Origin of the sequence: Mycobacterium sp. 852002-51163_SCH5372311, assembly GCF_001667115.1 — a bacterium.
GTDB lineage: Bacteria > Actinomycetota > Actinomycetes > Mycobacteriales > Mycobacteriaceae > Mycobacterium.
This window is the reverse complement of the sequence record NZ_LZIJ01000188.1, coordinates 17,572-30,292: the sequence shown is the minus strand read 5'-3', so window position 1 is coordinate 30,292 and position 12,721 is coordinate 17,572. Positions and strand designations below refer to the sequence as shown.

The 12,721-nt window shown below is 65.9% G+C and carries 13 protein-coding genes; 8 read left to right on the top strand and 5 right to left on the bottom strand.

Features of this window, described 5'->3' with window-relative positions; translation table 11 throughout:
• Positions 1 to 28: 28 nt before the first annotated feature.
• The 3 genes from A5791_RS22545 (at position 29) to A5791_RS22535 (ending at position 3,501) form a co-directional block, all read left to right on the top strand.
• Positions 29 to 970, top strand: a complete 942-nt coding sequence (locus A5791_RS22545; RefSeq protein WP_067241798.1) for a class I SAM-dependent methyltransferase — start codon at positions 29 to 31, stop codon at positions 968 to 970.
• Between the two features lie 130 nt (positions 971 to 1,100).
• On the top strand, positions 1,101 to 2,558 hold the full coding sequence (locus tag A5791_RS22540; RefSeq protein ID WP_067241633.1) for an aldehyde dehydrogenase family protein: 1,458 nt from the start codon (positions 1,101 to 1,103) through the stop codon (positions 2,556 to 2,558).
• Between the two features lie 82 nt (positions 2,559 to 2,640).
• Positions 2,641 to 3,501, top strand: a complete 861-nt coding sequence (locus tag A5791_RS22535; RefSeq protein WP_067241630.1) for an SDR family NAD(P)-dependent oxidoreductase — start codon at positions 2,641 to 2,643, stop codon at positions 3,499 to 3,501.
• Positions 3,502 to 3,504: 3 nt separating this feature from the next.
• Here the strand turns inward: A5791_RS22535 and A5791_RS22530 are convergent, their stop codons facing one another.
• Both A5791_RS22530 and A5791_RS22525 read right to left on the bottom strand, forming a co-directional pair.
• Positions 3,505 to 4,314, bottom strand: a complete 810-nt coding sequence (locus A5791_RS22530) for a tyrosine-protein phosphatase (RefSeq protein ID WP_067241628.1) — start codon at positions 4,312 to 4,314, stop codon at positions 3,505 to 3,507.
• 1 nt (position 4,315) lies between these two features.
• Positions 4,316 to 5,527 (bottom strand): acyl-CoA dehydrogenase family protein, encoded by a 1,212-nt coding sequence (locus tag A5791_RS22525; RefSeq protein ID WP_197504760.1) that lies wholly within the window; start codon positions 5,525 to 5,527, stop codon positions 4,316 to 4,318.
• Positions 5,528 to 5,647: 120 nt separating this feature from the next.
• Between A5791_RS22525 and A5791_RS22520 the strand changes: the two genes are divergently transcribed.
• The 4 genes from A5791_RS22520 to A5791_RS22505 all read left to right on the top strand — a co-directional run bounded on the left by A5791_RS22520 (position 5,648) and on the right by A5791_RS22505 (position 9,062).
• Positions 5,648 to 6,112: a nuclear transport factor 2 family protein gene (locus A5791_RS22520; protein WP_067241624.1), complete on the top strand. Its 465-nt coding sequence runs from the start codon at positions 5,648 to 5,650 to the stop codon at positions 6,110 to 6,112.
• 78 nt (positions 6,113 to 6,190) lie between these two features.
• Positions 6,191 to 7,294: a Re/Si-specific NAD(P)(+) transhydrogenase subunit alpha gene (locus tag A5791_RS22515; RefSeq protein ID WP_067241622.1), complete on the top strand. Its 1,104-nt coding sequence runs from the start codon at positions 6,191 to 6,193 to the stop codon at positions 7,292 to 7,294.
• Positions 7,295 to 7,302: 8 nt separating this feature from the next.
• Positions 7,303 to 7,641 carry an NAD(P) transhydrogenase subunit alpha gene (locus A5791_RS22510; protein ID WP_067241795.1) on the top strand — a complete coding sequence of 113 codons (339 nt, stop codon included), beginning with the start codon at positions 7,303 to 7,305 and terminating at the stop codon, positions 7,639 to 7,641.
• Positions 7,638 to 9,062 carry an NAD(P)(+) transhydrogenase (Re/Si-specific) subunit beta gene (locus A5791_RS22505; protein ID WP_067241620.1) on the top strand — a complete coding sequence of 475 codons (1,425 nt, stop codon included), beginning with the start codon at positions 7,638 to 7,640 and terminating at the stop codon, positions 9,060 to 9,062. Before A5791_RS22510 ends, A5791_RS22505 begins: the two co-directional genes overlap by 4 nt.
• A gap of 46 nt (positions 9,063 to 9,108) precedes the next feature.
• Here the strand turns inward: A5791_RS22505 and A5791_RS26600 are convergent, their stop codons facing one another.
• Positions 9,109 to 9,234, bottom strand: coding sequence for a hypothetical protein (locus A5791_RS26600; protein WP_156661552.1), 126 nt, complete (start codon positions 9,232 to 9,234; stop codon positions 9,109 to 9,111).
• 191 nt (positions 9,235 to 9,425) lie between these two features.
• On the opposite strand from A5791_RS26600, the gene A5791_RS22500 reads away from it, so the two are divergent.
• Positions 9,426 to 10,049: a TetR/AcrR family transcriptional regulator gene (locus tag A5791_RS22500; RefSeq protein ID WP_067241618.1), complete on the top strand. Its 624-nt coding sequence runs from the start codon at positions 9,426 to 9,428 to the stop codon at positions 10,047 to 10,049.
• Between the two features lie 100 nt (positions 10,050 to 10,149).
• On the opposite strand, the gene A5791_RS22495 is transcribed toward A5791_RS22500, so the two are convergent.
• The gene (locus tag A5791_RS22495; protein ID WP_067241616.1) at positions 10,150 to 11,682 is read right to left on the bottom strand and encodes a PE-PPE domain-containing protein; all 1,533 of its coding nucleotides are present in this window, start codon (positions 11,680 to 11,682) and stop codon (positions 10,150 to 10,152) included.
• A gap of 107 nt (positions 11,683 to 11,789) precedes the next feature.
• On the bottom strand, positions 11,790 to 12,689 hold the full coding sequence (locus tag A5791_RS22490; RefSeq protein ID WP_067241614.1) for an alpha/beta hydrolase: 900 nt from the start codon (positions 12,687 to 12,689) through the stop codon (positions 11,790 to 11,792).
• Positions 12,690 to 12,721: the final 32 nt, after the last annotated feature.

Below are 12,721 nucleotides of genomic sequence, written 5' to 3'. Positions count from 1 at the left end.
GGCCGAAACCAAACCCTTGGAGCACCCGATGAGCTCACTTCGTACCCATGACGACACCTGGGATATCAAGACCAGCGTCGGCACCACGGCGGTGATGGTGGCCGCCGCCCGGGCGGTTGAAACCGAACAGCCCGATGCGCTGATCCGCGATCCCTACGCCAAGCTACTGGTCACCAACGCCGGTGCCGGCGTCCTGTGGGAATCCATGCTGGACCCGGACGTGGCGGCCAAGGTTGAGGCGCTGGACGCCGAATCCGCGGCCCACCTCCGGCACATGCGCGGCTACCAGGCGGTGCGGACAAACTTCTTCGACACCTTCTTCAACGATGCCGTCGCCGACGGGATCCGGCAGGTGGTGATCCTGGCGTCCGGCCTGGACTCGCGCGCGTACCGCCTGGACTGGCCGGCCGGTACCACCGTGTATGAGATCGACCAGCCTCAGGTGCTTGATTACAAATCGACGACGCTGGCCGAAAACGGTGTGGCGCCCAAGGCCGATCGCCGTGAGGTCGCCATCGACCTGCGCCAGGACTGGCCCGCCGCCTTGCGCGCCGCTGGCTTCGACCCGGCGGCACGCTCCGCGTGGCTGGCCGAAGGGCTGTTGATGTACCTGCCCGCCGAGGCCCAGGACCGGTTGTTCACGTTGATCGGCGAGCTGAGTCCAGCGGGGAGCCGGGTCGCGGCCGAAACCGCACCCATGCACGCCGACGAGCGGCGTCAGCAGATGCGCGAGCGATTCAAGAAGGTGGCCGAGGAGATCGGTCTGGAGGAGAGCATCGACGTCGGGGAGCTGATGTATCGAGACGATCATCGGGCCGACGTCGCGGATTGGCTGAACAAGCACGGCTGGCTCGCGCACGCGCAGCCCGCACCGGACGAGATGCGCCGGCTGGACCGCTGGATCGAGAACGTCCCGTTGGCCGACGACAAGGACGCATTCTCTGACTTTGTCACCGCTGAGCGTTTGTAGAGAGCAAGCGGGCGACGGATCTTCCCTACTGCACTCCCAACCGGATGGTTAGGATCGCGGTTATCACCGATGTGTGACGGCGCCAACAAGCGCGGGCACTTCCGGCGAGGTCCGAGAAGGGAAGACGACGATGACTACCGAATCGGTTACACCCAAGACCCAGGAAGCCCAGGGCGAGGCTGCGGCCACAAACGGTTCACCTGAAACGAGCGAGATCGCCGCAACGGTGGCTCGGCTCCGCAAGACTTTTGCCAGCGGGCGGACCCGCAACATCGAGTGGCGCAAGCAGCAGTTGCTGCAGCTGGCGAAGCTGATGGAGGAGAACGAGGACGCGATCGCCAAGGCACTCGCCGAAGACCTGGACCGCAACGCGGCTGAGGCGTTCATCGCCGACGTCGCCGGGACCATTGCCGAAGCCAAGTACGCGGCCAAGAAGCTGCGCAAGTGGACGCGTCGCAAGTACCTGCTGCTCGAAGTGCCACAACTGCCCGGTCGTGGCTGGATCGAATACGAGCCCTACGGCACCGTGCTGATCATCGGCGCCTGGAATTACCCGTTCTACCTGACGCTGGGCCCGGCTGTCGGGGCGATCGCCGCCGGAAATGCGGTTGTGCTCAAGCCGTCCGAAATCGCCGCGGCGTCGTCACGACTGATGGCCGAGCTGGTGCCCCGCTATCTCGACAAAGACGCCATTGCGGTGGTCGAGGGCGACGGCATGGTGAGCCAGGAGCTGATCGCGCAGGGCTTGGACCGCGTGATGTTCACCGGCGGCACCGAGATCGGCCGCAAGGTCTACGAGGGCGCGGCTTCGCATCTGACCCCAGTCACGCTCGAACTCGGCGGCAAGAGTCCGGTGATCGTGGCGGCCGACGCCGACGTGGATGTCGCGGCCAAGCGGATCGCCTGGATCAAAATCATGAACGCCGGGCAGACGTGCGTGGCACCCGACTACGTGCTGGCCGACGCGTCGATCCGCGACGAGCTCGTCGACAAGATCGGCGCCGCGCTCAACAAGTTCCGGTCCAAGGACGACCCGAGCGGGATGCGCATCGTCAACCAGCGTCAGTTCGACCGGCTCAGTAGCTATATCTCGGAGGCGGAGAAGGACGGGAAGAGCAAGGTCGCCGTTGGCGGCAAGTGCGACGCGTCGAGTCTGCGCATCCAGCCGACCGTGGTCGTCGACCCCGACCCGGAGGGTCCGCTGATGAAGAACGAGATTTTCGGCCCGATCCTGCCGGTGCTCACCGTCAAATCCCTGGACGAGGCAATCGATTTCATCAACGCGCGGCCAAAGCCGTTGTCGGCGTACGTGTTCACCAAGTCGCGGGAAACCCGCGAGCGGGTGATCAAAGAGGTGTCGGCGGGCGGCATGCTGGTCAACCATCTCGCGTTCCAGGTGTCGACGGCCAAGCTGCCGTTCGGCGGCGTCGGGCCGTCGGGCATGGGCGCCTACCACGGCAAGTGGGGCTTCGACGAGTTCAGCCACCGCAAGTCGGTGCTGACCAAACCGACCCGGCCCGACTTCTCGAGCATGCTTTATCCGCCGTACACCGAGCGCGCGCTGAAGCTGGCTCGCCGGCTGTTCTGACGTCAGCCCGGCCAGTTGTGCTCAGGCCGGCGCAGGCGGTTGTTTTCCAAGTTCTCCAAACCCGATTCAGGAAGGAATCTCTATGCCCGGAGTGCAGGATCGCGTCGTCGTCGTCACCGGAGCCGGCGGGGGCCTGGGGCGTGACTACGCCCTCACCCTCGCCCGGGAGGGCGCCAGCGTCGTCGTGAACGACCTCGGCGGGGCCCGCGACGGCACCGGCGCCGGTTCGGCCATGGCCGACCACGTCGTGTCCGAGATCCGCGAGGCGGGCGGCCGTGCCGCGGCCAACTACGACAACGTCGCCACCGAAGACGGCGCGGCCAACATCATCAAGACCGCGCTCGACGAATTCGGTGCGATACACGGTGTGGTGAGCAACGCCGGCATCCTGCGTGACGGCACCTTCCACAAGATGACGTCGGAGAACTGGGACGCGGTGCTCAAGGTGCACCTCTACGGCGGATACAACGTCATCCGGGCGGCCTGGCCGCACTTTCGGGAGCAGAGTTTCGGCCGGGTGGTGGTAGCTACCTCCACCAGCGGGCTGTTCGGCAACTTCGGTCAAACCAACTACGGCGCAGCGAAACTCGGCCTGGTCGGCCTGATCAACACCCTGGCGCTGGAGGGGGCCAAGTACAACATCCACGCCAATGCCCTCGCCCCCGTCGCGGCCACCAGGATGACCGAGGACATCCTTCCGCCCGAGGCGCTGGAGAAGCTGACCCCGGAGTTCGTGGCGCCGGTGGTCGCCTACCTGTGCACCGAGGAATCCGACGACAACGGATCCGTCTTCGTCGTAGGTGGCGGCAAGGTGCAGCGCGTGGCGCTGTTCCAGAACCCGGGCGCGAACTTCGACAAGCCGCCGTCGGTGGCGGACGTCGCCGCGCACTGGGCGGAGATCACCGACCTGTCGAAAGCGGAGAAGGCGGGCTTCAAGCTGTAGAGCTCAGGCGAGCAGGGCGTGGCGAAGCCGGTCTATGTCGGCTTCGCTGACGCCTGCGTCGCGCAGGTAGTTGTCCAGCGATCCGTAGGTCTGATCGATCGTCTCCCGTGCGGCGAGCAGGTACTCCTCGCGGACCCCGAGGACCTCGTCGGACAGCCGGGCCTCGGTGAACTTGACCACCTCGGGGGTCAATTCGGTGTCTGAGCGTTGCCGGATCATCTCGGTGATCTGGCTACGCAGTTGCGGCACGGCGTCGTTGCTGCGCAGGTAGTCGGCGGCAATCGCGGCACGGTCGACGCCGATCGCTTCCAGCACCGTCGCAACCACGAAGCCGGTGCGGTCCTTGCCTGCAAAGCAGTGCGTGAGCACCGGCCGTCCGTCAGCCAGCAGCGTGATCACGCGATGCACGGCGCGTTGGGCGCCGTTGCGGGTGGGAAATCCGCGGTATTCGTTGGTCATGTGGCGCGCGGCGGCTTCGCCGAGCGGTTCGTCGTCGGGGCTTTCGGTCAGCAGTTGCTGGAACGCCCGCTCGTGTGGCGCCGCCTCGTCCGTCGGCTCCTTGTCGCCGAGATCGGGCAGCGGCAACAGGTGGATGTCGACACTGTCGGGAACCCGCCCGGGACCGCGGCGCGCAACCTCCCGGGCCGCGCGCAGGTCGGCGACGTCGGTGATGCCCAAGCGGCGCAGTTCTGCCCTGCCGTCGTCGTCGAGACGGCTCAGCTCGCTGGACCGGAACAGCCGTCCCGGACGCAGCGCCCCGGTGCTTTCCGCGACGTCGCGGAAGTTCCACGCGCCCGACAGTTCCCCGGCCATGTCAGGTGACCGCCGCGGCGAACGCCGACTTCTCCCGGCCGATTTCGGCGCGCGCGATGGATCGCATGTGCACCTCGTCAGGACCGTCGAAGATTCGCATGGCGCGATGCCAGCCATACATCCGGGCCAGCGGAGTGTCGTCGCTTACGCCGGCGGCGCCGTGGACCTGGATGGCACGGTCGATCACGTCGCAGGCCACCCGCGGCGCCACCGCCTTGATCTGCGAGACGAGCAGATGGGCGGCCTTGTTGCCGTGCTGGTCGATGGTCCATGCCGCCTTCTGGCACAGCAGCCTGGCCTGGTCGATTTCGTTGCGGGACTTGGCAATTGCCTCTCGTATCACGCCCTGCTCGGCCAGCGGGCGCCCGAATGCGACCCGGTTGGTGACACGGTCCACCATCAGAGCCAACGCGCGTTCCGCGCCGCCGAGCGCGCGCATGCAGTGGTGGATGCGGCCCGGTCCCAGCCGGGCTTGAGCGATCGCGAACCCGGCACCCTCTTCGCCGAGCAGGTTGCTGACCGGCACCCGGACGTTGTCGTAGATGATCTCGCAATGCCCGGGCTGGTCCTGGTAGCCGAAGACCGTCGTCGACCGGACAACCGTCACACCCGGCGTGTCTATCGGCACCAGCACCATCGACTGCTGTTGGTGGCTGGCCGCGTCGGGATTGGTGCGACCCATGACGATCAGGATCTTGCAGCGCGGGTCGGCGGCACCGGACGTCCACCACTTGCGGCCGTTGATGACGTAGTCGCCGCCGTCGCGCACGATGGAGGTCTCGATGTTGCGGGCGTCGCTGCTGGCCACCGCCGGCTCGGTCATCGAGAAGGCGCTGCGGATCTCGCCGTTCAGCAGCGGCTCCAGCCACTGCGTGCGCTGCTCTTCGGTGGCGAAGAGATGCAGTGTCTCCATGTTGCCGGTATCGGGCGCCGCGCAGTTGAGCGCTTCGGGCGCGAGCTCGAGGCTCCAGCCGGTCAGCTCGGCCAGCGGTGCGTAGTCCAGGTTGGTCAGGCCTGACTCCGCCGGCAGGAACAGGTTCCACAGGCCACGCTCTTTGGCCTTGGCTTTCAGCTCTTCGATGACCGGGGGCACGGTGTGGTCGTTCGGGCCGGCCTCTTCGCGGTAGCGGTCGTATTCGGCTTCGGCGGGAAAGACGTGTTCCGTCATGAAGTCGGACAACCGCTTGTGGTAGTCGCTGGCCTGGTCCGACATCGCGAAATCCATAACGGCCACGATATGACACGCCTGCTCAATGCCCGCGAGCAGACGCAGAATCGCGTGCGGGAGCACCGATTTGTGCGATTCTCTGTCTGCTCGCCGTAGTTTCGGGGCATGACTGACGAGGCGCGCCCGCCATTCCCGCCGTTCACCCTGGAAACCGCCACCCAGAAGGTGCAGGCCGCAGAGGACGCCTGGAACACCTGCGACCCCGAGCGGGTCAGCCTGGCCTACACGATCGACTCGCGGTGGCGGAACCGCGACGAACACCTCGTCGGCCGGGCCGAGATAGTCGCCTTCTTGACCCGCAAGTGGCAGCGCGAGCTCGACTATTCACTACGCAAGAGCCTGTGGAGCTTTTCCGGCAACCGAATTGCCGTGCGGTTCCAGTACGAGTGCCACGACCGCGCCGATCAGTGGTACCGCAGCTACGGCAACGAACTTTGGGAATTCACGCCGACCGGGTTAATGTCACGCCGAGAAGCCAGCATCAATGACGTGCTGATCGCCGAATCCGAGCGCCGATACTTCGGGCCCCGCCGGGCAGCGGAGCACGGCCGGGAGATCTCGCTCTGGTAACGGGTCAGCAGCGCGCCCCCGGTAGGGTGGCTGAGCAATCAGACCGGGGCTGGAGTAACGAAAGAAGATGTACGCGCCATGACAGATGCGCAGACAGGGCTCGTGAAGGTTGGGGTGGTCGTCGAGTCCGGACCTGACGAGCGGCGCGTTGCGCTGGTACCAAAGGCGGTCGCGTCGCTGGTGAACAGTGGTGTGGCGGTGGTGGTCGAGTCCGGCGCCGGAGAACGCGCGCTGCTGCCCGACGAGCTCTACTCGCAGGCCGGTGCCAGCATCGGCGACGCGTGGGGCGCCGATGTGGTGGTGAAGGTCGCGCCGCCGACTGCCGAGGAGGTCGGCAAGTTGCGCAGCGGTCAGACGCTGATCGGCTTCCTGGCGCCGCGCGACGCCGAGAACTCGATCGGTGCATTGAAGAAGGCCGGTGTGCAGGCATTTGCGCTCGAGGCCATCCCGCGGATTTCGCGCGCGCAGGTGATGGATGCATTGTCGTCGCAAGCCAACGTGGCCGGATACAAGGCCGTGCTGCTCGCGGCCTCGGAGTCGACTCGGTTCTTCCCGATGCTGACCACGGCGGCGGGCACGGTCAAGCCGGCCACCGTGCTGGTGCTCGGGGTCGGTGTCGCCGGCCTGCAGGCGCTGGCGACGGCCAAACGGCTGGGTGCGCGAACCACCGGCTACGACGTGCGCCCCGAGGTGGCCGACCAGGTGCGTTCGGTGGGGGCACAGTGGCTGGATATCGGCATCGATGCTGCCGGTGAGGGCGGCTACGCCCGTGAGCTGACCGACGAGGAACGCGCGCAGCAGCAGAAGGCACTGGAAGAAGCGATCAGTGGGTTCGACGTGGTGATCACCACGGCTTTGGTCCCGGGCCGCCCGGCGCCCCGGCTGGTGACCGCCGCCGCGGTGCAGGCCATGAAGCCCGGCAGCGTGGTGGTGGATCTGGCCGGCGAGACCGGCGGCAACTGCGAGCTCACCGAGCCCGGGCAGACGATCGTCAAACATGACGTAACCATCGCCGCCCCACTGAACCTACCGGCGACGATGCCCGAGCACGCCAGCGAGCTCTACAGCAAGAACATCACCGCGCTGCTCGACCTGTTGATCAAGGACGGCAAGCTGGCTCCCGATTTCGACGACGAAGTCGTCGCGGAATCGTGTGTCACGCGCGATCGAGAGGACTCTTGATGCACGGCATGTATGACGAACTGCTGTCCAACCTGGCCATCCTGGTCTTGTCCGGGTTCGTCGGGTTCGCGGTGATCTCCAAGGTCCCCAACACCCTGCACACCCCGCTGATGTCGGGCACCAACGCCATCCACGGCATCGTCGTGCTCGGGGCGCTGGTGGTGTTCGGAGAGGTGGAGCACCCGTCGCTGGCCGTGCAGATCATCCTGTTCGTCGCGGTGGTGTTCGGGACCCTGAACGTGATCGGCGGGTTCATAGTGACCGACCGGATGCTGGGCATGTTCAAGGGCAAAAAGAAGGCCCCGGCCGTTGAGGCCGAGAAAGCGGAAGCGCCGGTGGCCAAATGAACTACTTGGTAATCGGGCTGTACGTCATCTCCTTCGCGCTGTTCATCTACGGGTTGATGGGCCTGACCGGGCCCAAGACTGCGGTGCGTGGCAACTTGATCGCGGCGGTGGGGATGGCCCTGGCCGTGACGGCGACCCTGATCAAGATCCGGCACACCGGCCAGTGGTGGCTGATCATCGCCGGCCTGGTGCTCGGGGTCGTGCTCGGCGTGCCGCCGGCGCGGTGGACCAAGATGACCGCCATGCCGCAGCTGGTGGCGTTCTTCAACGGCGTCGGCGGTGGAACCGTCGCGCTCATCTCGCTTGCGGAATTCATGGAGACTGACGGGTTTTCGGCCTTCCGGCACCACGAGGAGCCGACGGTGCACATCGTGGTGGCGTCGTTGTTCGCCGCGATCATCGGGTCGATCTCGTTCTGGGGATCGATCATCGCCTTCGGCAAGCTGCAGGAGATCATCTCCGGCCGGCCGATCGGCCTGGGCAAGCTACAGCAGCCGGTCAACCTACTCCTGTTGGCCGCTGCGATCGCGGCCGCGGTGGTGGTCGGAGTGCACGCCCAGCCCGGTAGCGGCGGAGCATCACTGTGGTGGATGATCGGCCTGTTGGCTGCCGCCGGAGTGCTGGGTTTGATGGTGGTGCTGCCGATCGGCGGTGCCGACATGCCGGTGGTGATCTCGCTGCTCAACGCGATGACCGGGTTGTCGGCCGCAGCGGCGGGACTGGCGCTGAACAACACGGCGATGATCGTGGCCGGCATGATCGTCGGCGCGTCGGGTTCGATCCTGACCAACCTGATGGCCAAGGCGATGAACCGGTCCATCCCCGCGATCGTCGCCGGCGGTTTCGGCGGCGGTGGCGTGGCCCCCAGCGCCGATGGCGGCGGCGACAAGCACGTCAAATCCACCTCGGCCGCCGATGCCGCGATTCAGATGGCCTACGCCAACCAGGTGATCGTGGTGCCGGGCTACGGCTTGGCCGTCGCGCAGGCCCAGCACGCCGTCAAAGACCTGGCCGGCTTGCTGGAAGACAAGGGCGTCCCGGTCAAATACGCGATCCACCCTGTCGCCGGCCGGATGCCCGGTCACATGAACGTGCTGCTGGCCGAGGCCGAAGTCGACTACGACGCCATGAAGGACATGGACGACATCAACGACGAGTTCGCCCGCACCGACGTCACCATCGTCATCGGCGCCAACGACGTCACCAACCCGGCGGCCCGCAACGAAGCGTCCAGCCCGATCTACGGCATGCCGATCCTCAACGTGGACAAGTCGAAGTCGGTGATCGTGCTCAAAAGGTCGATGAACTCGGGATTCGCCGGCATCGACAATCCGCTGTTCTACGCGGACGGGACGACGATGCTGTTCGGGGATGCCAAGAAATCGGTGACCGAGGTGGCAGAGGAACTCAAGGCGCTATAAACCCGACCGACGTCCGTCGGGCGTCGGTCGGGGTGCTCGCAGCTGGTTAGACGGGCGGGTACGCAGGTGGCGGGTATCCGTTGCCGTCTTCGACCCCCCGCAGCCCCCAGGTGAGGTACCTGAAGAAGAACTCGATCTCGTCGCTCACGTCGTAGTCCGGATTCGGATCCATTCAGCCCCACCTCTCCCACATGCATCCACACACCATCGGCTCGCGACCTAGCTCGTGACAGAAGTCTAGTCGCATGCGTGTCCGTGCGACAGGCATAGTGGCCTTGCTTAGACTGTCCAACCAGTTGATTGATAACTTTCCCTAACCGGACCTGCGTCCGGCGCTCCCGGGCAGCGACGAAGAGAGTTGAGATGCCATCCGAGAACGGGCTCACGCGCCGCGAAGAGCTGCTGGCTGTTGCCACCAAGCTGTTCGCGGCCCGTGGCTATCACGGCACCCGGATGGACGATGTGGCCGACGTGATCGGACTGAACAAAGCGACCGTCTACCACTACTACGCCAGCAAGTCGCTGATCCTCTTCGACATCTACCGGCAGGCCGCCGAGGGCACCCTGGCCGCTGTGCACGACGATCCCTCCTGGTCGGCCCGCGAAGCGCTCTACCAGTACACCGTCCGGCTGCTTACCGGGATCGCCATTAATCCGGAACGGGCCGCGGTGTACTTCCAGGAACAGCCCTACATCACCGAGTGGTTCACCACCGAACAGGTAGCCGAGGTGCGGGAAAAGGAAGCTCAGGTCTACGAGCACGTGCACGGCCTGATCGACCGCGGGATCGCCAGTGGCGAGTTCTACGAGTGCGATTCGCATGTGGTAGCGCTGGGCTACATCGGCATGACGCTGGGCAGCTACCGGTGGCTGCGGCCGAGCGGACGGCGCACCGCCAAGGAAATCGCCGCCGAATTCAGCACCGCACTGCTGCGAGGGCTGATTCGCGACGAGTCGATCCGCAAAAATTCGCCGCTGGGGCGGTAAGGCGGTGGCGCCTCGTCACACCAACCACTCCAGTACCGAGAAACAGGGCATGTTGCGGTTTGAAATGTGATGGCGCCGGCGCTATCGGCGCCAGGCCGGGTCATGTGATCGGCGGAATCAGTTCCAATACGTCGCCTGCGGCGCCACTGAGCAGCGATAGGCCCGTCACGCTCGGCTGGCCCAGGAAGAAGTTCAGGCCCGGATCCAGCGACGGGAGGTAGGGGTACGCGGTCGGCAACGCCGACTGTGGCAACAACCCGAGATCGACCAGGGCGGCTTGCGGCCCCTGCACGGCTCCGATGGCGAGGTCGGGGAGGACAGTGAACGGGTTGGGGACCGACAGCAAACTGGCCGGCGTCGGAACGTTGGCGTAGTTCAGGCCCGGCCCGTAGTCGCCGTAGCCCAAGTCGACCAGCACCCGCAGATCGGGCTGAAAGATGTCGGCGATGGGGTCGCCCAGTACGGGAATTGAACGAATCGGCTGCACCAGCGGCAGGTCCTGCGTCAGAAACATGTAGTAGTCGGTGCTACCGGTGTAACCGGGCGAGGTCGGCAACTGCACCGCGTTGGCAACCTGAGCGGCCGTCAGATCGGGATAGGTGTGGTGCAGATAGAAGTAGCCCATGACGGCGTTGAGGTCCGACACGGGATTGAGCGGGTATTGCGGGGCGTTGGCGACGCCGTCGTACTGGATCGTGTAAATGCTGGTCGGGTACGGGGAATTCGGCGGGGTGGCACCGTTGAAGGGCACATCCAGGAACGGGATGTAGAAGCCGGGAAAACGCTCGAGGATGCCGCCGACGGGGTTGTTGGGATCGCCGATCATCACGAAGGACAGCTGGCCCTGATACGGCGAGCCCGCCGCCATCAGGGCTCTGATCTCGTTGGTGGCGATGGTGGCGCTTTGCGAGTATCCGAAGACGACGGCGCTGTTGCCTTGCGTGAGCACCCCGGTGGGACCTCTCAGCGCGTCGTCCAGCAGGGTGACGCCCTGGGTGACCGACTGGCCGAATGTGAGATTGCCGAGGTTCGGTGAAAATGGCCAGAACTGCTCGGGCGTGAACAGGCCTTGCGGGGTGGCGCCGGCGAAGAGTGGGTTGGGCTGAATGTACGAGTTGAAAACGTTCGTCACATAACCGGGATCGGGCGTCGGGTTGAAGGTGCCGCCCATGATCAACGCAACCAGCGGGTCTGCGGACGTCGCCTTGGCGACCGAATTCAGCGCGACGATCCCGTTGGACCCTCCGGTGCCGACGGACGTCGGCCCCAACAGCGACTGGAATGGCGTGGTGAGGGCGCTCAGGACATTCGGGGCAGTTTGGGCACTGGAAGCCCCTGCCATCAGCGCGGCGTTGCCGGCTTCCGCTTCTGTATAGGCGGTGCCCGCGGCGGCCAGCGTCTGGGTGAACTGGGCGTGGAACGCCTCAGCCTGTGCGACGAGTGCCTGGTATTCCTCGCCGTACGCGCCGAAGAGCTTTGCGATAGCCGCCGAGACTTCGTCCTCGGCCGCCGGGACTAAAGCGGTGGTCGGGACCGCTGCGTTCGCGCTGGCCGTGCTTATCGCCGAACCGATGTCTTTTACGTCCCCAGCCGTTTTCGCCAACATCTCCGGGGCGGTGAACACGTACGACATCCTGTCCTTCCCAGTACGGACCCTCGAAGTACGGGACCCCTCGAAGTACGGACAGAGCATAAAGGGGTGCTGACGCGAAGTTCGGCGTTTCCCCCAACTCGATCCGGCTACCGGCTCGCGGGCTGCAAATGCCTGTCGAGGAAGGCGAGCTGGTCGGCGACGGCTCGTTCGAACGCGTCGTCGACATAGATGGCGAAGTGCCCTTCGGGATACGTCTTCACCTCGCCGCGGGGCGCCTTGGCGGCGTAGCGCAGCGTGGGCCCGGCCGGAGCCACCGAATCGGTTTCGCACACGCAGAACAGGATCGGGCAGGCGATTTTCTTGGCGCTGCGGCCCGGGCGGTATGTGAGGATCTTGATGCCGATACGCGCCGCGACCTCGTTGCGCAGCTCCACACCGTCGGGGACCAGCCTCAGGTAGCCGGCGTATGCGTCGGGGGCGGTCATCAATGCCACCTCGCCGGGTTCGCCCGCCGTCGGGATCATGACCGGAGGTCTGCCCAGCCGCGCAGCGACGAGGTCGCGCACCGCCCGCGCAGTGATGCGAGCCGCGGTCAGCGGATTCACCGCGCGGATGGACGCGATGCCGTCGGTAAACGGGCACTGCGCGACAACGGCGGCTATCCCCGGCAGCCGGGATGCCGACGCGATCACGTGCCCGCCCACGAACGACGTACCCCACAAGCCGATCCGGGAGTGGTCGACGCCGGCCAGGGTGCGGGCATACGAGACGGCCGCAGCCCAGTCCGCCAGCTGCATGTCGATGTCGAGCAGCTGGCGCGTCCGACCCCCGCTGTCACCGAAGTTTCGGTAGTCGAACACCAGGCAGGCGTAGCCGGCCGAGCTGAAGCGTTCGGCGTAGGCATCCAGGCGCATGGTGCGCACCGCGCCCAGGCCGTGGGCCATCACCAGCAGCGGCACGTTGTCCTCGCGATCTGCGGGCCGGTACAGCCAGGCGCTGATCAGGTCGCCACCCGATGTGAACTGGACATCCTCCCGCTGTGCCATCAAGGTTCCAATTGTGCCCGGTTACGGCTCGG